We start from the raw sequence: 18,418 nt of genomic DNA, 5'->3' as shown, positions 1-18,418 counted from the left end.
CGATATCCTGAATATCAACGATTTGATCGTTCGGCGAATCAAGGGGATATCAGATGAACGCTTCGGCAGCCATGCGTCAGTACCAGAACGTGAACAACCAGTCTCAGGTGCACGACGCCTCTCCCCATCGTCTGATCCAGATGCTGATGGAGGGTGGCCTGAGCCGCATCGCCCAGGCTCGCGGCTCGATGGAGCGTGCGCAGTACGCGCAGAAAGGTATCCTGATCGGCAAGGCCACCGGGATTCTCGCCGGTCTGCGCGAAGCGCTGAATTTCGAAGCCGGTGGTGAGCTGGCCGAAAACTATGCCAACCTGTACGACTACATGAGCCGTCGCCTGGGCGAGGCCAACCGCAGCAATGACCTGGAAGTCCTCGACGAGGTGTCGGGCCTGCTGCGTACCATCAAGGAAGGCTGGGACGCGATTGCGCAGTGATCGCAGCTCGCCAGGAGATACCGAACATGACTCTCGCCGTCCAGCAGATCGAACAGACCCGCCTCGCTTTGGGAGCCGCGCTTGCCCAGGAAGACTGGGAAGCCGTCGCCCAGCTCGACCTCCAGTGTCGCGAGCATGTCGACGCCGCCATGGTCGAGCCGATGGACGATGACAGTGATCTCAAGCGCAGCCTCGAAGGGTTGCTGGCGCTGTACCGCGAGCTGGTCCAGGCCGTCACCCGGCAGCGTGAAGAAGTGGCCACCGAGATCGTCCGCGTCAACCGTTCGCACCAGGGCGCCAAGGTTTACCAGATGTTCGGCTGATCCATTCGGATCGGCTCTCTTTCGGCGGTGATCGGCCAAGTGCCGGTGGCCGCCGCCTCCGCTTCGAACTACGCTCCATTTCAATTGCCATGACGGGGATCAACACCCTTCGTCGGGCCGCACCAAAAAAAACACGCCATAAATTTGACTCGAGCCACAATTTTGACTTAACTAGTGGCCAAATGCTGGCTAGCACGAGGAAATTGTGCTGTGGCCAGGTCGTGTCAGCCGCCGTAGTACGGCCTTCAAGCCCGGGATGACAAGCTAAGATGTGGCGCGAAACGAAAATCCTCGTGATCGATGACAACCAGGACCGTTGCCGGGACCTCTCGGTGATCATCAGCTTCCTGGGTGAAGACCAACTGTCCTGCAGCAGCCGCGACTGGCGCCAGGTCGTCGACCCGCTTCCCAATGGCAGCCGTGACGTGCTCTGCGTACTGGTCGGCGCCGTGGAGAGCAAGGGCGGGGCGCTGGAGCTGCTCAAGCAGCTCGCGTCCTGGGACGAGTACCTGCCGGTCCTGCTGATGGGCGAACCGGTACCCAACGAATGGCCCGAGGAGCTGCGCCGCCGCGTGCTGGCCAGCCTCGAGATGCCGCCCAGCTACAACAAGCTGCTCGATTCCCTGCACCGCGCCCAGGTCTACCGCGAGATGTATGACCAGGCCCGCGAGCGCGGTCGCCAGCGCGAGCCCAACCTGTTCCGCAGCCTGGTGGGCACCAGCCGTGCCATCCAGCAGGTGCGGCAGATGATGCAGCAGGTCGCCGATACCGACGCCAGCGTGCTGATACTCGGCGAGTCCGGCACCGGCAAGGAAGTGGTGGCGCGCAACCTGCATTACCACTCCAAGCGCCGCGACGCGCCCTTCGTGCCGGTCAACTGCGGTGCGATCCCGGCGGAGCTGCTGGAAAGCGAACTGTTCGGTCACGAGAAGGGCGCCTTCACCGGCGCCATCACCACCCGTGCCGGGCGCTTCGAGCTGGCCAACGGCGGCACCCTGTTCCTCGACGAGATCGGCGACATGCCGCTGCCGATGCAGGTCAAGCTGCTGCGCGTGCTGCAGGAGCGCACCTTCGAGCGCGTGGGCAGCAACAAGACGCAGAACGTGGACGTGCGCATCATCGCCGCGACCCACAAGAACCTCGAGAAGATGATCGAGGACGGCAGCTTCCGCGAAGACCTCTACTACCGCCTCAACGTCTTCCCCATTGAGATGGCCCCGCTGCGCGAGCGCGTCGAGGACATCCCGCTGCTGATGAATGAGCTGATCTCGCGCATGGAGCACGAGAAGCGCGGTTCGATCCGCTTCAACTCCGCCGCCATCATGTCGCTCTGCCGCCACGACTGGCCGGGCAACGTGCGTGAGCTGGCGAACCTCGTCGAGCGCCTGGCGATCATGCACCCCTATGGCGTGATCGGCGTGGGCGAGCTGCCGAAGAAATTCCGTCACGTCGACGACGAAGACGAGCAGCTGGCGACCAGCCTGCGCGAAGAGCTTGAAGAACGCGCGGCGATCACCGCCGGGCTGCCGGGCCTCGACTCGCCGGCCATGCTGCCGGCCGAGGGCATCGACCTGAAGGACTACCTCGCCAACCTCGAGCAGGGGCTGATCCAGCAGGCGCTGGATGACGCCAGTGGCGTCGTCGCCCGCGCCGCCGAACGCCTGCGCATCCGCCGCACCACCCTGGTGGAGAAAATGCGCAAGTACGGCATGAGCCGCCGTGAAGAGGAAATGGCGGAGGATTGACGCCTTCGCCTGACTCCTTTTTTCAAGTCATTGAAATATAACGAGTAAATTTTAGGCACGGGGTTTGCTAAGACTCATCCGACCGACAGATTCACGCCGTCGGACGGATGAGGAAAACCCGCATGATGCCCGCCACCAATCGCCAGACTGAACTTGCTCCCCAACTGCCGGCAGAAGCGCTGCAGGTGCCGGTGGAGCAGCAGAGCCGCGCCCATCTGGAGCAGACCTTCGAGCTGTTCAGCCAGATGTCCAGCCAGCTCAACCAGTCCTACAGCCTGCTGGAAGCCCGCGTCACCGAGCTGAAGGGCGAACTCGCCCTGGTCAGCGCGCAGCGCATGCAGGAGCTGGCGGAGAAGGAGCGTCAGGCCAACCGCCTGCAGAGCCTGCTCGATGTGTTGCCTGGTGGCGTGATCATGATCGACGGTCAGGGCGTGGTGCGCGACGCCAATCCGGTGGCGGTCGCGCTGCTCGGCAAACCGCTGGTGGGCATGCTCTGGCGTGAAGTCATCGCCCGCAGCTTCGCCCCGCGTGCCGACGATGGCCACGAAGTTTCCCTGCGCGATGGCCGCCGCGTGTCCATCGCCATCCGCCCGCTGAACGGCGAGCCCGGCCAGCTCATCCTGCTCAATGACCTGACGGAAACTCGTCGCCTGCAGGACCAGCTCGCCCGCCACGAGCGCCTATCCGCCCTGGGCCGCATGGTCGCCTCCCTGGCCCACCAGATTCGCACTCCGCTGTCCGCCGCCATGCTCTATGCCGGTCATCTGAGCGAGGGCGAGCTGCCGGTCGAGCATCAGCAGCGCTTCGCCGGGCGCATTAAGGAGCGCCTGCACGAGTTGGAAAGCCAGGTGCGCGACATGCTGGTGTTCGCCCGCGGCGAGCTGCCCCTGCCGGATCGCCTCGCGCCCAACCAGTTGTTTGCCAGCCTGCGCGCCGCCGCCGAATCCCACGTCGCCGGCCTCAACCTGCGCTGGCAGTGCGACGCTCGCGTCGGCGAGCTGCTGTGCAATCGCGACACCCTGGTCGGCACTGTGCTCAACCTGGTGGAGAACGCCATCCAGGCCGCCGGCCGCGATGTGCGCCTGAAGGTGCACCTGTACCAGCGCGACAACAGCCTGCGCCTGTCGATCAGCGACAACGGCCCGGGCATGAGCGCGGAAACCCTGGCGCGCCTGGGCGAGCCTTTCTTCACCACCAAGACCACCGGCACCGGCCTCGGCCTGGCCGTGGTGAAAGCCGTCGCCAAGGCCCACCAGGGTGAGCTGCGCCTGCGCTCGCGTCCCGGTGTCGGTACCTGCGCCACCCTGATCCTTCCGCTGATCCTGGCTCAACCCGTCGTCCACGAGGAGTGATTTCCATGGCCGCCAAAGTCCTGCTGGTCGAAGACGACCGCGCCCTTCGTGAAGCCCTCTCCGATACCCTCTCGCTCGGCGGGCACGACTTCGTCGCCGTCGACTGTGCCGAGGCCGCTCTGCCGGCGCTGGAGAAGGACAACTTCAGTCTGGTGATCAGCGACGTGAACATGCCCGGCATGGACGGGCATCAGTTGCTCGGCCTGATCCGCAAGCGCCATCCGCAACTGCCGGTGCTGCTGATGACTGCCTACGGCGCCGTTGACCGCGCGGTGGACGCCATGCGCCAGGGCGCGGCCGATTATCTGGTCAAGCCGTTCGAGCCGCGTGCATTGCTGGAGCTGGTGGCTCGTCATGCGCTGGGTGCCGTACCCAGCAGCGTCGGCGAAGGTCCGGTGGCCCTGGAACCGGCCAGCCTGCAATTGCTCGAGCTGGCTGCGCGTGTTGCGCGCAGCGATTCCACCGTGCTGATTTCCGGCGAGTCCGGTACCGGCAAGGAAGTCCTGGCGCAGTACATCCATCAGCAGTCGCCGCGTGTCGGCAAACCCTTCGTCGCGATCAACTGCGCGGCGATCCCGGACAACATGCTCGAGGCCACCCTGTTCGGCCACGAGAAGGGCGCCTTCACCGGCGCCATTGCCGCCCAGCCGGGCAAGTTCGAACTGGCCGACGGCGGCACCATCCTGCTCGACGAAATCTCCGAAATGCCGCTGGCCCTGCAGGCCAAGCTGCTGCGTGTGCTGCAGGAGCGGGAAGTGGAGCGCGTCGGTGCGCGCAAGCCGATCAGCCTCGACATCCGCGTGCTCGCCACCACCAACCGCGACCTGCTGGGTGAAGTGGCTGCCGGGCGTTTCCGCGAAGACCTCTACTATCGCCTGTCGGTCTTTCCGCTGGCCTGGCGCCCACTGCGCGAGCGTCCCGCCGATATCCTGCCGCTGGCCGAACGCCTGCTGGCCAAGTACGCCCGCAAGATGAATCACGCACCGGTCACTCTGGCCGACGACGCCCGCGCCGCTTTGCTGGCACATCCCTGGCCGGGCAACGTGCGCGAGTTGGACAACGCCATCCAGCGCTCTTTGATCCTGCAGCAGGGCGGGCAGGTGCAGGCCGCAGACCTCTGTCTGACCGCGCCTATCGGACTGGCTCCGCGCCCGGTGCTGACAGCGGTGCCGGCGACACCTGCGCCGCAGGCTCCGGCTGGTGTCGAAATTCCGTCACCGACTTCCACCGAAGCCGGGCAACTGGGTGAGGACCTCAAGCGCCGCGAGTTCCAGATGATCATCGACACCTTGCGCAGTGAGCGCGGCCGCCGCAAGGAGGCCGCCGAGCGTCTGGGTATCAGCCCGCGCACTCTGCGTTACAAGCTCGCGCAGATGCGCGACGCCGGCATGGACGTGGAGGCTTATCTCTACGCCAGTTGAGCCCCTGACAGGCAACCCCTCCTGGCCCGCATTCGTGCGGGCCTTTTCTTGGTTGGACTCGGCTTTTTCGCTGGCATGTTGACGCCGCGCCCGACTGCACTTCTCAAGAGATTCGCTGAGCTTTCTTCCTGGTCTATCGATAGGAGGAGAGCGCCGTGGAAGAGGTGGAATTCGCGCGTCAGTTGCGGCGGCGGCAAACCGACGCTGAGTCCAGGTTGTGGGGATATCTGCGGGATCGCAGATTCCTCGGTTTGAAGTTCAGGCGTCAGGTGCCGAGTGGCCGGTATGTGCTGGACTTCTATTGCCATGAGCTGCGGATGGCGGTGGAGCTCGATGGTGGCCAGCATCTGGAGTCTGCGTACGACATTGAGCGCGATGCCTGGCTGGTGGAGCAGGGGATTCGCGTCGTTCGGTTCTGGAACCATGATGTGCTGGCGCGCACGGACGTCGTGCTGGAGGCGCTTCGATTGACGGTCGAGTCCGGCGCGGGGTGATTGCCCTTTGCCACCGCCCCAAAGGACTCAGCCAGGAGCGCCTGAACAGAAGTCCCTGAATCCCCATCCCAGAGCCATCCTGCGCATTTTTCCTACGCCCTAAGAAACTGGCACCCAAGTTGCAATCACCTCTGCAAAGCGCCGCGCAGTGTCAAAAAACCGCGGCCAGTCGGAGGGGTAAGTGATGAGTCAGGGTATCGAGTTCAATCGTCTGCTGCTGGAAATGCGCTCCATGCAAATGGAGGCCATGGCCAAGGCGAAGACGCAGGCCGCACCGGCCGAGCCGGGGGCGCCAAGCTTCTCGCAGATGCTCGGGCAGGCCGTGGACAAGGTGAACGGTACCCAGCAGGTCGCCTCCGACATGGCGAACGCGTTCGAGATGGGGCAGAGCGGTGTCGATCTCACCCAAGTGATGATTGCCTCCCAGAAGGCCAGTGTTTCTTTCCAGGCGATGACCCAGGTACGCAACAAGCTCGTCCAGGCGTACCAGGACATCATGCAGATGCCGGTTTGAGCGGCGAGGATCGTAGGTAATGTCCCAAGCCTCCGTTGTTGACAGTCAGGTTCCGGCCAAGGTCGGCGCTGACGCGCCGAAAAAGCCGCTGCTCGGCCTGACTTTCCTCGAGAACCTCGCGGACATGCCGGTGCTGCGTCAGGTCGGCCTGCTGGTCGGTCTCGCCGCGAGCATCGCCATCGGTTTCGGCATGGTCCTGTGGTCGCAGCAGCCGGACTACAAGCCGCTGTACGGCAGCCTCAACGGCGTCGACGCCAACAAGGTGGTCGAGGCGCTGTCCGCCGCCGACATCGGATACAAGATCGAGCCCAACTCCGGCGCGCTGCTGGTGAAGGCCGACGACCTGGGCCGTGCACGCATGAAAGTCGCCGGTGCCGGCCTGGCTCCGACCGACAGCAACGTCGGCTTCGAGATCCTCGACAAGGAACAGGCGCTGGGCACCAGCCAGTTCATGGAAGCGACCAACTACCGTCGCGGCCTGGAAGGCGAGCTGGCGCGTACCGTCTCCAGCCTGAACAACGTCAAGGGCGCCCGTGTGCACCTGGCGATCCCCAAGAGCTCGGTGTTCGTCCGTGACGACCGCAAGCCCAGTGCCTCGGTGCTGGTCGAGTTGTACCCGGGCCGCACCCTGGAGCCGAGCCAGGTGCTGGCCATCGTCAACCTGGTCGCCACCAGCGTGCCGGAACTGGACAAATCCCAGGTCACCGTGGTCGACCAGAAGGGCAACCTGCTCTCCGACCAGCAGGAGCTCTCCGAGCTGACCATGGCCGGCAAGCAGTTCGACTTCACCCGACGCATGGAAACCAACTTCACCCAGCGCGTGCACAGCATCCTCGCGCCGGTGCTGGGCAGCGGCCGCTACAAGGCCGAGGTGTCGGCGGACGTCGACTTCAGCGCGGTGGAATCCACCTCGGAGTCGTTCAATCCGGACCAGCCGGCCCTGCGCAGCGAGCAGAGCAACAACGAGGAACGGCAGAACAGCAACGGCCCGCAGGGCGTGCCGGGTGCGCTGTCGAACCAGCCTCCGGGCCCGTCCAGCGCGCCGCAGACCACTGCACAGAACAAGCCGGCGGACTTCGTCGCGCCGGGCCAGCCGCTGAAGGACGCCAACGGCCAGCCGATCATCGACCCGAAGACCGGCAAGCCGGAACTGGCGCCGTACCCGACCGACAAGCGCCAGCAGAACACCCGCAACTACGAGCTGGATCGCTCGGTGAGCTACACCAAGCAGCAGCAGGGTCGCCTGCGCCGGCTTTCCGTCGCGGTGGTGCTGGATGACCGCATGATCGCCGATCCGAAGACCGGCGAAGTCAGCCACCAGCCCTGGACCGCCGATGAGCTGGGTCGCTTCACCCGCCTGGTGCAGGACGCGGTAGGCTATGACGCCAGCCGTGGCGACAGCGTCAGCGTGATCAACGCGCCGTTCGCCCCGGAACTTGGCGATGAAATTGCATCGCCGCCGTTCTACTCGCAGCCGTGGTTCTGGGACGTGGTCAAGCAGGTGCTGGGCATCGTCTTCATCCTGGTGCTGGTGCTGGGCGTGCTGCGCCCGGTGCTGAACAACCTGTCGGGCAACAAGAGCAAGGCCCTGGTGGCCGGTGGCGCAGCAGGCGAAGGTGGCCTGGGCGAGTTGGGCGGTCTGGAGGGCGAGTTGTCCGAAGACCGCGTGAGCCTCGGTGGCCCGGCCAGCATCCTGCTGCCCAGCCCGTCCGAGGGGTACGATGCACAATTGAATGCGATCAAGACACTGGTCGCCCAGGACCCGGGGCGCGTTGCCCAGGTAGTGAAGGACTGGATCAATTCCGATGAGTGAAGCGCGCATGAACGCCAAACTGAACAAGGTCGACAAGGCTGCCATCCTCCTGCTCTCCCTGGGTGAGACCGATGCCGCGCAGGTGCTGCGCCACATGGGGCCGAAGGAAGTGCAGAAGGTCGGCGTGGCCATGGCGCAGATGCGCAACGTGCACCGTGAGCAGGTCGAGCAGGTGATGGGCGAGTTCGTCGAGATCGTCGGCGACCAGACCAGCCTGGGCGTTGGCGCCGACAGCTACATCCGCAAGATGCTCACCCAGGCCCTGGGCGAGGATAAGGCGAACAACCTCATCGACCGCATCCTGCTGGGCGGCAACACCAGCGGCCTGGACAGCCTGAAGTGGATGGAGCCGCGCGCCGTGGCCGACGTGATCCGCTACGAGCACCCGCAGATCCAGGCCATCGTGGTCGCCTACCTCGACCCGGACCAGGCCGGCGAAGTGCTCAGTCACTTCGACCACAAGGTGCGCCTGGACATCATCCTGCGCGTGTCCTCGCTCAACACCGTGCAGCCGTCCGCGCTCAAGGAACTGAACCTGATCCTGGAGAAACAGTTCGCCGGCAACGCCAACTCCACCCGCACCACGATGGGCGGCGTGAAGCGCGCGGCGGACATCATGAACTACCTCGACAGCTCGGTCGAAGGCGCGCTGATGGACGCCATCCGCGAAGTCGACGAGGACCTGTCGGGCCAGATCGAAGACCTGATGTTTGTCTTCGACAACCTCGCCGACGTCGACGACCGTGGCATCCAGGCACTGCTGCGCGAGGTGTCCTCGGACGTGCTGGTGCTGGCCCTCAAGGGCTCGGACGAGGCGATCCGCGAGAAGATCTTCCGCAACATGTCCAAGCGTGCCGCCGAACTGCTGCGCGACGACCTGGAGGCCAAGGGCCCGGTGCGCGTCAGCGAAGTGGAAGGTGCGCAGAAGGAAATCCTCACCATCGCCCGCCGTATGGCCGAGTCCGGCGAAATCGTGCTGGGTGGCAAAGGCGGCGAGGAGATGATCTGACGTGGTACCGCCGGCGAAGGATGAAGACAAACTCAGCGAATTGATCCGCGCGCGCGACGTGGCGGGCTTCGACCGCTGGTCGCTGCCCAGCTTCGACCCGGCGCGGCCGGCCCCGGAACCTGAGCCCGAACCCGAACCGGTAGTCGAGGAGCCGCCGCAGATCGAAGAGGTGCCCGAGGAAGAGGTCAAGCCGCTGACCCTCGACGAGCTCGAGGCGATTCGCCAGGAGGCCTACAACGAGGGCTTCTCCACCGGCGAAAAGGACGGCTTCCACGCCGGCCAGATCAAGGCGCGTCAGGAAGCCGACGCGGCGCTGCAACCGCGCCTGCAGAATCTCGAAACCCTGATGTCGCACCTGCTCGAGCCCATTGCCGAACAGGACCAGATGCTCGAACAGGGCATGCTCAACCTGGTGACCCACGTGGTGCGCCAGGTGGTTCAGCGCGAGCTGGCCACCGATTCCAGTCAGATCCGCCTGGTGCTGCGCGAGGCGCTCAAGCTGCTGCCGATGGGCGCCAGCAACATCCGCATCCAGGTCAACCCGCAGGACTTCGAACTGGTGAAGGCCCTGCGCGATCGCCACGAGGAAAGCTGGAAAATCATCGAGGACGACGGCCTGCTGCCCGGCGGCTGCCGCATCGAGACCGAACATTCGCGCATCGACGCCACTGTCGAAACGCGCCTGGCCCAGGCCGTGAAGCAGCTCTTCGAGCAGCAGCGCGACCAGGCGACCCATGCCCTGGAGCCAGACCTGCACGTGAACCTCGAAGCCGATCAGGGCGGCGCCGATGCGTCTTGATCGCGTCAGCTTCGCCCGCCGCCTGCAGGGCTACAGCGACGCCGTGAGCCTGCCGACCCAGCCGGTGGTGGAAGGCCGCCTGCTGCGCATGGTCGGCCTGACGCTGGAGGCCGAGGGCCTGCAGGCCGCCGTCGGTAGCCGCTGCCAGGTGATCAACGACGGCGGTTATCACCCGGTGCAAGTGGAAGCCGAAGTAATGGGTTTCGCCGGCAGCAAGATCTACCTCATGCCGGTGGGCAGCCTCGTTGGCATCGCCCCCGGCGCCCGCGTGGTGCCGCTGCCGGACTCCGGCCGGCTGCCCATGGGCATGTCCATGCTCGGTCGTGTGCTCGACGGCGTCGGCCGCGCGCTGGACGGCAAGGGCGGCATGCGCGCCGAGGACTGGGTGCCGATGGACGGCCCGATCATCAACCCGCTGGCGCGCGACCCGATCCACGAGCCGATGGACGTCGGCATCCGCTCGATCAACTCCCTGCTCACTGTGGGCCGTGGCCAGCGCCTGGGCCTGTTCGCCGGTACCGGCGTCGGTAAATCCGTGCTGCTGGGCATGATGACCCGCTTCACCAAGGCCGACATCATCGTGGTCGGGCTGATCGGCGAACGGGGCCGCGAAGTGAAGGAATTCATCGAGCACATCCTCGGCGAGGAAGGCCTGAAGCGCTCCGTGGTCGTTGCTTCGCCGGCGGACGATGCGCCGCTGATGCGGCTGCGCGCCGCGCAGTACTGCACCCGGATCGCCGAGTACTTCCGCGACAAGGGCAAGAACGTCCTGTTGCTGATGGATTCCCTGACCCGTTACGCCCAGGCCCAGCGTGAGATCGCCCTGGCCATCGGCGAGCCGCCGGCGACCAAGGGCTATCCGCCCTCGGTGTTCGCCAAGCTGCCGCGCCTGGTCGAGCGTGCCGGCAACGGCGAGAAGGGCGGCGGTTCGATCACCGCGTTCTACACCGTGCTCAGCGAAGGCGACGACCAGCAGGACCCGATCGCCGACGCCGCGCGGGGTGTGCTCGACGGCCACTTCGTGCTGTCGCGCCGGCTGGCCGAGGAAGGCCATTACCCGGCCATCGACATCGAAGCTTCGATCAGCCGGGTGATGCCCCAGGTCACTACGCCCGAGCACATGCGTGACGCCCAGCGCTTCAAGCAGCTGTGGTCGCGCTACCAGCAGAGCCGCGACCTGATCAGCGTCGGCGCCTACGTGGCCGGCGGCGATCCGGAAACCGACCTGGCCATCCAGCGCTTCCCGATCATGCGCCAGTTCCTGCGCCAGGCCCTCGATGAGAGCCAGAACCTCGACGACAGCCGCCTGCTGCTGGATGCGGTCGTCAGCGGTAAGGCTGGCTGATGAAGCGGCCAGGAAGGGCTTTTCGTAGGGTGGGTGGAGCTTGCGATACCCATCGTCTTTCAGCTCGTGGCGAGTTGCAGCATGGATATCGCTCCGCTCCACCCATCCTACGGCTTGTGGTGAGCCTGTGAACCGCCGCGCCGAACGCCTCGCCCCGGTGGTGGACATGGCGCTCAAGGCCGAGCGCGAGGCCGCGCGCCAGCTCGGCCAGATGCAGGGCCAGTTGCAGCAGGCGCAGCGCAAGCTCGCCGAGCTGGAGCGCTACCGCTACGACTACCAGCAGCAATGGATCACCAACGGCCAGCAGGGCGTCAGCGGCCAGTGGCTGATCAACTACCAGCGCTTCCTGTCCCAGCTCGAAGGCGCCGTCGAGCAGCAGAATCGCTCGGTGGCTTTCCACGAGACCAACGTGGGCAAGGCGCGGGTCATCTGGCAGGAGAAGTACGCACGCCTCGAAGGCCTGCGCAAGCTGGTGGAGCGCTATCGCGAGGAAGCGCGCCTGGCCGCCGACAAGTACGAGCAGAAACAGCTCGACGAATTCGCCCAGCGCCTGAGGCCTTCCGCCGAGCAATAGCGATCGGGTTCCGCGGAACGCCGTGCTAGGCTCCAGTCAGTCTCCCTGGTTGGACCCCTTCATGCCTCTTCCCACGCCTGTGCCTGTGGATTTCCAGCGCGTCCTGCAACTCTGGCAGCTCGTCCCCGAGGGTGAGCCGATCATCACTCCCAGCAGCCATCTGCTGCCGGTCCGCTGGATGGGACGGGCTGCGATGATCAAGCGCGCACTGGATGTCGATGAGCAGGGCGGTGGGCTGGTGATGAACTGGTGGTGCGGCGAGGGCGCAGCGCAGGTCTTTGCCTACGATGGCGACACGATCCTGATGGAGCGTGCCGAGGGCAGCCGTTCCTTGATGCACATGGCGCTCCACGGTGAGGACGACCAGGCCAGCCGCATCGTCTGCGACACGGTGCGCCGCTTGCACTGGCCGCGCGATACGCCGGCGCCGGAGCTGCTCGACCTGCGCCAGTGGTTCCGCGATCTGGCACCGGCAGCCACGCGCTACGGCGGCCTGTTCCCGCGCTGCCTGGAAACCGCCGAGGCGCTGCTGGCCAGCGAGCATGACCGGCGCGTGCTGCACGGCGATGTCCACCACGACAACGTCCTCGACTTCGGCGAGCGCGGCTGGCTGGCCATCGACCCCAAGCGGCTCTTCGGCGAGCGCCTGTTCGACTACGCCAACCTGCTGTGCAATCCGGACCTGCCGACCTCCCGCGAGCGTACGCGCTTCCTGCGTCAGCTCGACGTGATCGTCGAACACGCACGCGTCGACCGGCGCCGCCTGCTGGAATGGGTGCTGGCTTTCGCCGGTCTCTCCGCCGCCTGGTTCCTCGACGATGGCATGGCCGCCGACAGCGACCTGAGCGTGGCGCATCTGGCCGCCGCCGAGCTGGACCGCATGGCATGCTGCGCCTGAACCGAGCCCTGTTGCAGGCGCATCCGCGACTGATCAGCTCCGTCGTCATGGGGGCGCTGGTGGGGCTGGCGTGCTACCCGTTTGCGCCCATGACCCGTGTGCTATTGGGCTGGAACTGCATGGCCTGGCTCTACGTGCTACTGATCGGTTGGCTGGCCCTGCGCGCTGCACCCGCAGAGGTGCGCCGGCTGGCCGAGATCGAGGACGAGAATGCCGAAGCGGTACTGGTGCTGGTCACCGTTGCCGCCGTGGCCAGCCTGGTCGCCATCGTCGTCGAGCTGGCAACTGCCGGGCACGCCAACGGCAGTGAGAAGATCGTCCGCTACGCCTTTACCGCCAGCACGGTGCTGGGCTCGTGGTTCCTCATCGGTACCATCTTCACCATGCACTACGCCCGGCAGTTCTACTCGGCCGATGCGGCGGAGCCAGCGCTGCGCTTCCCCGAGGGCGAGATGAATCCGGACTACTGGGACTTCCTCTACTTTTCCTTCACCCTCAGCGTGGCGGTGCAGACCTCCGACGTGGAAATCGCCTCGCGTGCGATGCGCAAGGTGGTGCTGGCGCACTCGGTGATCGGCTTCCTGTTCAACACCGCGATCCTGGGGCTGGCGATCAACATGGGCGCGGGGCTGATCGGCTAGCGTGGGTATTCAGGGATGAAGCGCCTCGACAGCCAGCCGTAGCGCCAGCACGACGAAGGCGAGGGTGAAGCTCCAGCGGATCAGCGTCATCACCGCCGGACGCCCGATCACATAATCGCGCACCCAGGATGCCAGCAGTCCGTAGCCGATGAACACGACGAAGGTCATCAGTGCGAACACCAGGCCCAGCATCAGGAACAGCCCCTGCGTGTCCTCGCTGCCGGCCGGCACGAACTGCGGCAGGAAGGCCAGGAAGAACAGCCCGAGCTTGGGGTTGAGCAGGTTCAGCCAGAGCCCGGTGCCTACCAGCTGCGGGGTGCTGCGCGGGCTGCTGGTCGAATCCAGCGCCACGGCGCCGCTGCCGCGAAACACCTGCCAGGCGATGAAGAGCAGGTACGCGGTGCCAAGCAGCCGGATGAGCTGGAAGCTGGCCGCGCTGGCCTGCAGGATCAGCGACAGGCCGAAGGTGGCGGCCAGCAATTGCGGGAGCATGCCCAGCGTGCAGCCCAGCGCCGCGAGGGTGGCGGCGCGGGCGCCCAGGCCGAGGCCGACGGCCAGGGTATAGAGCACGCCGGTGCCGGGCAGCAAAACGACGACGAACGCCGTCAGCAGGAATTCTGCGTTCATTCCCGTGGGTTTCCTGTGTGGAAGAAGTGAGGCCGTGAGACCGGGGCGATCAGGGCGTTGGCGGCTGCCTGAACGATGAGCGCCATTGCCCCGGTGTCAGCCCGAGCTGGCGGGCGAAGGCGCGGGTCATGTGCGACTGGTCGGCGAAGCCGGCGAGCAGAGCGGCGTCGGCTAGCGTGCGGCCTTCGCCGATGGCCTTGTGGGCCTGTCTTACGCGGTACTGCAGGAGGTAGGCGTGGGGCGTAGTGCCCAGTTCGCGGCGGAAGCGACGCAGCGCCGCGAAGGGGGTCAGCCCGGCAATGCCGGCCAGCTCCACCAGCGCGGGGGCATTGCGCGGGTCGTCGTGAATCCGTTCGAGCATGCGTGCCACGCTGCGGGACGGCAGGGTCGCCACGCTTGTGTCGAGGCGCTGGTCGAGTAGTTCGCCGAACAGGTCGAGCACGCCTTCGCTGGCTTCCTCCGCACAGGCGCCCGGCAGATGTTGCAGCAGGCTGGCAATGCGCTGGGCGAGTTGTCGGTCGGCGAGGGCGGGTATGGTGAACTCGCGTCGGGCCATTTCCCCGCCGGCCAGTTCTGCCAGCAGTGCCGGCTCCACGTAGAGCATCCACCAGCGCCGCGGCGCACCGCGCAGGGGAATGCCGTCGTGCAGTTCATTGGGGTTCACGGTGATGATGTCGCAGGGCCCGGCCTCGATCTGTCCGCGGCCACTCCAGGAGCTGTGCCCGCCTTCGAGCATCACGCCGATGCCGTACTCGTCATGGGCGTGGCGCGGGAAGCTGCGCTGCGTGAGTATCTCGACGATGCGCAGGCCGGGCAGTGCGGCGGCGGTGCAGTTCACTCGGTGCAGCATTGGGTCAGGCCTGCGGGCGCGGAGAGGTGATAGGCAGAGTAGTCCCTGGTACAGCGTCGATCTTGAATGAAATTGACTTTCTCGGCGCCGGGAGCTTTCCGCGCGAGGTCTCGCCCTCACCCCAGCCCTTTCCCCCTGGGAGAGGGCTGGGGTGAGGGGCTGGCGTCTCAGAAGAACGGTCGTGAGGCCTTGAACATGAACGCCGAGTCGCAATAGGCATTGTGCCCGGAGTAGGCGCTGCAGTCGCCGCCGGTCAGGCTGCTGCCGCTGTAGGAGAAGTTCAGATCAATGCCGTTCCAGGGGCGGCTGAAGTTCACTGACCAGTCGCCGAATTCGCTGACGCTGCCACCGCTGTTCAGACTCACGGGGGAGGCGAGGTTGTAGGTGGAATACTTGAAGGTCACGTCAAAGCCGAGGTCAGGCTGCACGCCCAGGTCGGTGAACAGCGTGGTGGTGCTGCGCCCGGCCTGGGCGCTGTAGGCCGCGCCGAGACGGCTGCCGAATACCGAGAGGCCGCCGTACAGGGCCTGGCTGTCGTAGTCGGGCTGTTCCGGCCGGGTGTAGCGCAGGGTGCCCACTTCGTAGCCCAGCTTGCCGTCGCCCAGCGGGTGCTTGAAGCCGGCGTAGCTGTCGATCTCCAGCGGCTTTTCCTGCTCGATGTTCGAGGTCCAGCTGCCCACGTACCAGCCACTGTCGTGGGTTATGTCGAGGCCGCCCTGGGCGCTGTTGGCCTGGCCCGGCTGGACCAGCCCCTGGGCCATGCTGCGCGTTGGCGAGTTGGCGAACTTGAGTTCGAAATCGCCCAGCTCGCGCTGCATCACCTGGGCACCTGCGTACGGCGCCGCGCACAACACGCAGGCCGCGATGAGAATGGACTTGTACATGCTCCCCCCTTCTTGCGGGTGCGACCCTTCCAAGGCCTCTTGCGAGCCTTCGCTCTGCGTCGCACGCGTAAAAGGGTAAAGGCATTCGCCGCGCCTGTGGCGACCGGCGGTCCATTAATCGACCTGCCGGGTACCGTTCGACCGGTCTGGCGAGGCGGTTTCCCATCGTTCGCCGAAGTTGCCGCTGTCACCGCTAGCTGCTACATCTTCAAGCTCGTGCGCGACCATCGATCGATAAGGAGAATCCCATGGCCATCACTTCCGTTCCCTCCGCTGACGGGCAGGAGCTCACCATCGTGGTCCAGGGACGTTTCGATTTCGGCGCGCACCAGGAATTCCGCAACGCCTACGAACGCGTAGAGACCACGCCCAAGCGCTATGTGGTGGACCTGAAGGGTGCCACCTACCTCGACAGCTCGGCGCTGGGCATGCTCCTGCTGCTGCGCGACCACGCCGGCGGCGAGAGCGCGCAGATCAGCCTGGCGCACTGCAATCCGGACGTGCGCAAGGTGCTGTCCATCTCGAACTTCGAGCAACTGTTCAAGATCAGCTGACGCGGCTCGCTCTGCAGTGGCAACGGCCATGTCCGAACTCCTCACCGTCCTGATCGCCGACGACAACGCCGCCGATCGCCTGTTGCTGTCGACCATCGTCAGCCGCCAGGGCCATCGTGTGATCACCGCCGGCAACGGGCTGGAAGCGCTCGCGCTGTTCGCCCAGGAGCGCCCGCAGTTGGTGCTGATGGATGCGCTGATGCCGGTGATGGACGGCTTCGAGGCGGCGCGGCGGATTCGCCGGCAGGCTGGCGAGGAGCTGGTGCCGATCATCTTCCTCACGTCGCTGAGCGAGCCCGAGGCGCTGGTGCAGAGCCTGGAGGCGGGCGGCGATGACTTCCTTTCCAAGCCCTACAACCGCGTCATCCTCGAGGCCAAGATCCGCGCCATGGGCCGCCTGCATCACCTGCAGCGGATGGTGCTGGAGCAACGCGACCTGATCGCCCGGCACAACGAGCACCTGCTCAACGAGCAGCGGGTGGCCAAGGCGGTGTTCGACAAGGTGGCGCATTCGGGTTGCCTGAACGCGGCGAACATTCGCTACCTGCAATCACCCTTCGCGCTGTTCAACGGCGACCTGCTGCTGGCGGCGTTCAAGCCCTCCGGCGGCATGCACGTGCTGCTCGGCGATTTCACCGGCCATGGCTTGCCGGCGGCCATCGGCGCCATGCCGCTGGCCGAGGTGTTCTACGGCATGACCGCCAAGGGCTACCCGATGGCGGACATCCTTCGTGAGATGAACGCCAAGCTCAAACGCATTCTCCCGGTGGGCGTGTTCTGCTGCGCGGCGGTGCTCAACCTGAGTTTCCAGCGCGGCCTGGTGGAGGTGTGGAACGGCGGCCTGCCCAACGGCTACCTGCACCGCCACGACAGCGGCGAACTGCAGCCGCTGGTGTCGCGGCATCTGCCGCTGGGCATTCTCGACCCTTCGGCCTTCAGCGACCATGTCGAGGTCTACGCGATGGAGGAGGGCGACCGTGTGTTCCTCTTCTCCGATGGCGTGCTGGAAGCGCGCAATGCCACGGGCGAGGCCTTCGGCGAGGAGCGCCTGCACCAGGTGTTCGGTGAGGGCCTCGTGCCGTCGCGCCTGTTCGACGGCATCCAGGCGGCGGTGGCGCGTTTTCGCGGCGAGGCCCAGGACGACGTCAGCATGCTGGAGATCGCACTGGTCCCCGAGGACTCGCTGCAGCGCCCGCCGCTGGCGTTCTCCGACAACGGACTGAGCAGCCCTCTGGACTGGTCCGCCAGCTTCGAATTCCGCGCGCCGACGCTGCGCAACTTCAATCCGCTGCCCTTCCTGTTGCAACTGCTGATGGAAGTGCAAGACCTGCGCCCGCGCGGCGGTGCGCTCTACACCGTGCTCGCCGAGCTGTACTCCAACGCCCTGGAGCACGGTGTGATGGGCCTGGACTCCTCGCTCAAGTGCGATGCCGCCGGCTTCGCCCGCTATTACCAGGAGCGCAGCAAGCGCCTGATCAGCCTGCGCGACGGCTTCGTGCGCTTCCATCTTGATCTCGCCCCCCACGGCGATGGCGGGCGCCTGCTGGTGCGGGTGGAGGACAGCGGCGACGGTTTCGACGTGGGCGCGGTGCTGGCTTCGCAGCGGGCCGCCGGCAGCCTCTGCGGGCGCGGCCTGACGCTGGTTCGGCAGCTATCGGACCGCTGTCAGTGGTCGGCCGACGGCAAGGCGGTCTCCGTGGAGTTCTTCTGGTCGGCTCAGGCATAATCGGGGCCTTCTTGTCCCCCGCAGGGTGGCGAGCCGTCTTTCAGGGAGTGCCCAATGTCCGAGCCGCATCTCGATGGCGCCGTGCTGAGCAATTTGCTGTCGATCATGGAAGACGAGTATCCGCTCCTGGTGGAAACCTTCCTCAGCGACTCCGAGGAGCGCCTGCGTAGCATCCGCGAGGCATTCGCCGCCAGCGATGCGCCGGCCCTGCGCCACGCCGCGCACAGCTTCAAGGGCAGTTGCGGCAACATGGGCGCCTCAGTACTGAGCAGCCTGTGCAAGCGGCTCGAGGAGGCCGCGCGGCAGAACGACCTGGCCGGCGCGCAAGGCCTGATCGGCAAGGTCGAGCACGAATTCTCCATCGTCCGCACCCTGCTGTTGCCCGGTCGCCCCTGACCTTTTCCGAGTTGGCCCG

Annotated in this window: 20 protein-coding genes; 17 read left to right on the top strand and 3 right to left on the bottom strand. The window is 65.9% G+C overall.

Features of this window, described 5'->3' with window-relative positions:
- Window positions 1-53 precede the first annotated feature (53 nt).
- The 14 genes from fliS (at window position 54) to IB275_RS21505 (ending at window position 13,362) form a co-directional block, all read left to right on the top strand.
- Complete coding sequence (gene fliS / locus IB275_RS21570; RefSeq protein WP_192291025.1) at window positions 54-434, top strand: flagellar export chaperone FliS; 381 nt, start codon at window positions 54-56, stop codon at window positions 432-434.
- Between the two features lie 26 nt (window positions 435-460).
- On the top strand, window positions 461-757 hold the full coding sequence (gene fliT, locus IB275_RS21565; protein ID WP_045212118.1) for a flagellar protein FliT: 297 nt from the start codon (window positions 461-463) through the stop codon (window positions 755-757).
- A 269-nt stretch (window positions 758-1,026) separates the two neighbouring features.
- A complete protein-coding gene (locus tag IB275_RS21560; protein ID WP_045212115.1) occupies window positions 1,027-2,502 on the top strand; it encodes a sigma-54 dependent transcriptional regulator in 1,476 nt (491 codons plus the stop codon).
- 122 nt (window positions 2,503-2,624) lie between these two features.
- Complete coding sequence (locus tag IB275_RS21555) at window positions 2,625-3,854, top strand: sensor histidine kinase (RefSeq protein WP_405307455.1); 1,230 nt, start codon at window positions 2,625-2,627, stop codon at window positions 3,852-3,854.
- 5 nt (window positions 3,855-3,859) lie between these two features.
- Window positions 3,860-5,275, top strand: coding sequence for a sigma-54-dependent response regulator transcription factor FleR (gene fleR / locus IB275_RS21550; RefSeq protein WP_192291024.1), 1,416 nt, complete (start codon window positions 3,860-3,862; stop codon window positions 5,273-5,275).
- Between the two features lie 155 nt (window positions 5,276-5,430).
- Window positions 5,431-5,769 carry an endonuclease domain-containing protein gene (locus IB275_RS21545; RefSeq protein ID WP_192291022.1) on the top strand — a complete coding sequence of 113 codons (339 nt, stop codon included), beginning with the start codon at window positions 5,431-5,433 and terminating at the stop codon, window positions 5,767-5,769.
- A gap of 184 nt (window positions 5,770-5,953) precedes the next feature.
- Entirely contained in the window at window positions 5,954-6,283 is a 330-nt protein-coding gene (gene fliE, locus IB275_RS21540; protein WP_138215092.1) for a flagellar hook-basal body complex protein FliE, read from the top strand.
- A 19-nt stretch (window positions 6,284-6,302) separates the two neighbouring features.
- Window positions 6,303-8,096 carry a flagellar basal-body MS-ring/collar protein FliF gene (fliF, locus tag IB275_RS21535; protein WP_192291020.1) on the top strand — a complete coding sequence of 598 codons (1,794 nt, stop codon included), beginning with the start codon at window positions 6,303-6,305 and terminating at the stop codon, window positions 8,094-8,096.
- Complete coding sequence (fliG, locus tag IB275_RS21530; protein ID WP_045212107.1) at window positions 8,089-9,105, top strand: flagellar motor switch protein FliG; 1,017 nt, start codon at window positions 8,089-8,091, stop codon at window positions 9,103-9,105. Before fliF ends, fliG begins: the two co-directional genes overlap by 8 nt.
- Window position 9,106: 1 nt before the next feature.
- Window positions 9,107-9,904: a flagellar assembly protein FliH gene (gene fliH, locus IB275_RS21525; RefSeq protein WP_151187846.1), complete on the top strand. Its 798-nt coding sequence runs from the start codon at window positions 9,107-9,109 to the stop codon at window positions 9,902-9,904.
- Window positions 9,894-11,249 carry a flagellar protein export ATPase FliI gene (gene fliI / locus IB275_RS21520; RefSeq protein ID WP_081519278.1) on the top strand — a complete coding sequence of 452 codons (1,356 nt, stop codon included), beginning with the start codon at window positions 9,894-9,896 and terminating at the stop codon, window positions 11,247-11,249. Before fliH ends, fliI begins: the two co-directional genes overlap by 11 nt.
- A 127-nt stretch (window positions 11,250-11,376) precedes the next feature.
- A complete protein-coding gene (gene fliJ, locus IB275_RS21515; protein WP_192291018.1) occupies window positions 11,377-11,823 on the top strand; it encodes a flagellar export protein FliJ in 447 nt (148 codons plus the stop codon).
- A 61-nt stretch (window positions 11,824-11,884) separates the two neighbouring features.
- On the top strand, window positions 11,885-12,721 hold the full coding sequence (locus IB275_RS21510; RefSeq protein WP_192291016.1) for an aminoglycoside phosphotransferase family protein: 837 nt from the start codon (window positions 11,885-11,887) through the stop codon (window positions 12,719-12,721).
- Entirely contained in the window at window positions 12,709-13,362 is a 654-nt protein-coding gene (locus IB275_RS21505) for a DUF1345 domain-containing protein (RefSeq protein WP_192291014.1), read from the top strand. Before IB275_RS21510 ends, IB275_RS21505 begins: the two co-directional genes overlap by 13 nt.
- Window positions 13,363-13,371: 9 nt before the next feature.
- On the opposite strand, the gene IB275_RS21500 is transcribed toward IB275_RS21505, so the two are convergent.
- From IB275_RS21500 to IB275_RS21490, 3 genes are all read right to left on the bottom strand, one after another.
- Entirely contained in the window at window positions 13,372-13,989 is a 618-nt protein-coding gene (locus tag IB275_RS21500) for a LysE family translocator (RefSeq protein WP_192291012.1), read from the bottom strand.
- Window positions 13,990-14,038: 49 nt separating this feature from the next.
- Complete coding sequence (locus IB275_RS21495) at window positions 14,039-14,839, bottom strand: AraC family transcriptional regulator (protein ID WP_192291010.1); 801 nt, start codon at window positions 14,837-14,839, stop codon at window positions 14,039-14,041.
- Window positions 14,840-15,006: 167 nt separating this feature from the next.
- Window positions 15,007-15,723 carry a TorF family putative porin gene (locus tag IB275_RS21490; RefSeq protein ID WP_081519283.1) on the bottom strand — a complete coding sequence of 239 codons (717 nt, stop codon included), beginning with the start codon at window positions 15,721-15,723 and terminating at the stop codon, window positions 15,007-15,009.
- A 248-nt stretch (window positions 15,724-15,971) separates the two neighbouring features.
- On the opposite strand from IB275_RS21490, the gene IB275_RS21485 reads away from it, so the two are divergent.
- Genes IB275_RS21485 through IB275_RS21475 form a run of 3 tightly spaced genes read left to right on the top strand, consistent with a single transcriptional unit; the run spans window position 15,972 to window position 18,399 of the window.
- The gene (locus IB275_RS21485; RefSeq protein WP_081519284.1) at window positions 15,972-16,277 is read left to right on the top strand and encodes an STAS domain-containing protein; all 306 of its coding nucleotides are present in this window, start codon (window positions 15,972-15,974) and stop codon (window positions 16,275-16,277) included.
- Window positions 16,278-16,305: 28 nt separating this feature from the next.
- Window positions 16,306-18,003: an ATP-binding SpoIIE family protein phosphatase gene (locus IB275_RS21480; RefSeq protein ID WP_192291008.1), complete on the top strand. Its 1,698-nt coding sequence runs from the start codon at window positions 16,306-16,308 to the stop codon at window positions 18,001-18,003.
- Between the two features lie 54 nt (window positions 18,004-18,057).
- Window positions 18,058-18,399: an Hpt domain-containing protein gene (locus IB275_RS21475; protein ID WP_192291006.1), complete on the top strand. Its 342-nt coding sequence runs from the start codon at window positions 18,058-18,060 to the stop codon at window positions 18,397-18,399.
- The last annotated feature ends 19 nt before the right edge of the window (window positions 18,400-18,418 follow it).

It is taken from the genome of Pseudomonas sp. PDM21 (assembly GCF_014852505.2).
Taxonomy (GTDB): Bacteria; Pseudomonadota; Gammaproteobacteria; order Pseudomonadales; family Pseudomonadaceae; genus Pseudomonas.
Note: the sequence above shows the minus strand (reverse complement) of the source record. Positions and strands in the feature narration are given on the sequence as shown.

Coding starts and splice junctions, on each gene's coding strand:
- fleR (WP_192291024.1), top strand. CDS start 3,860: ATGGCCGCCAAAGTCCTGCTGGTCGAAGACGACCGCGCCCTTCGTGAA.
- IB275_RS21555 (WP_405307455.1), top strand. CDS start 2,625: ATGATGCCCGCCACCAATCGCCAGACTGAACTTGCTCCCCAACTGCCG.
- fliT (WP_045212118.1), top strand. CDS start 461: ATGACTCTCGCCGTCCAGCAGATCGAACAGACCCGCCTCGCTTTGGGA.
- fliS (WP_192291025.1), top strand. CDS start 54: ATGAACGCTTCGGCAGCCATGCGTCAGTACCAGAACGTGAACAACCAG.
- IB275_RS21495 (WP_192291010.1), bottom strand. CDS start 14,839: ATGCTGCACCGAGTGAACTGCACCGCCGCCGCACTGCCCGGCCTGCGC.
- IB275_RS21560 (WP_045212115.1), top strand. CDS start 1,027: ATGTGGCGCGAAACGAAAATCCTCGTGATCGATGACAACCAGGACCGT.
- fliE (WP_138215092.1), top strand. CDS start 5,954: ATGAGTCAGGGTATCGAGTTCAATCGTCTGCTGCTGGAAATGCGCTCC.
- IB275_RS21485 (WP_081519284.1), top strand. CDS start 15,972: ATGGCCATCACTTCCGTTCCCTCCGCTGACGGGCAGGAGCTCACCATC.
- IB275_RS21480 (WP_192291008.1), top strand. CDS start 16,306: ATGTCCGAACTCCTCACCGTCCTGATCGCCGACGACAACGCCGCCGAT.
- IB275_RS21505 (WP_192291014.1), top strand. CDS start 12,709: ATGCTGCGCCTGAACCGAGCCCTGTTGCAGGCGCATCCGCGACTGATC.
- IB275_RS21475 (WP_192291006.1), top strand. CDS start 18,058: ATGTCCGAGCCGCATCTCGATGGCGCCGTGCTGAGCAATTTGCTGTCG.
- fliI (WP_081519278.1), top strand. CDS start 9,894: ATGCGTCTTGATCGCGTCAGCTTCGCCCGCCGCCTGCAGGGCTACAGC.
- IB275_RS21490 (WP_081519283.1), bottom strand. CDS start 15,723: ATGTACAAGTCCATTCTCATCGCGGCCTGCGTGTTGTGCGCGGCGCCG.
- fliG (WP_045212107.1), top strand. CDS start 8,089: ATGAGTGAAGCGCGCATGAACGCCAAACTGAACAAGGTCGACAAGGCT.
- IB275_RS21510 (WP_192291016.1), top strand. CDS start 11,885: ATGCCTCTTCCCACGCCTGTGCCTGTGGATTTCCAGCGCGTCCTGCAA.
- IB275_RS21500 (WP_192291012.1), bottom strand. CDS start 13,989: ATGAACGCAGAATTCCTGCTGACGGCGTTCGTCGTCGTTTTGCTGCCC.
- fliF (WP_192291020.1), top strand. CDS start 6,303: ATGTCCCAAGCCTCCGTTGTTGACAGTCAGGTTCCGGCCAAGGTCGGC.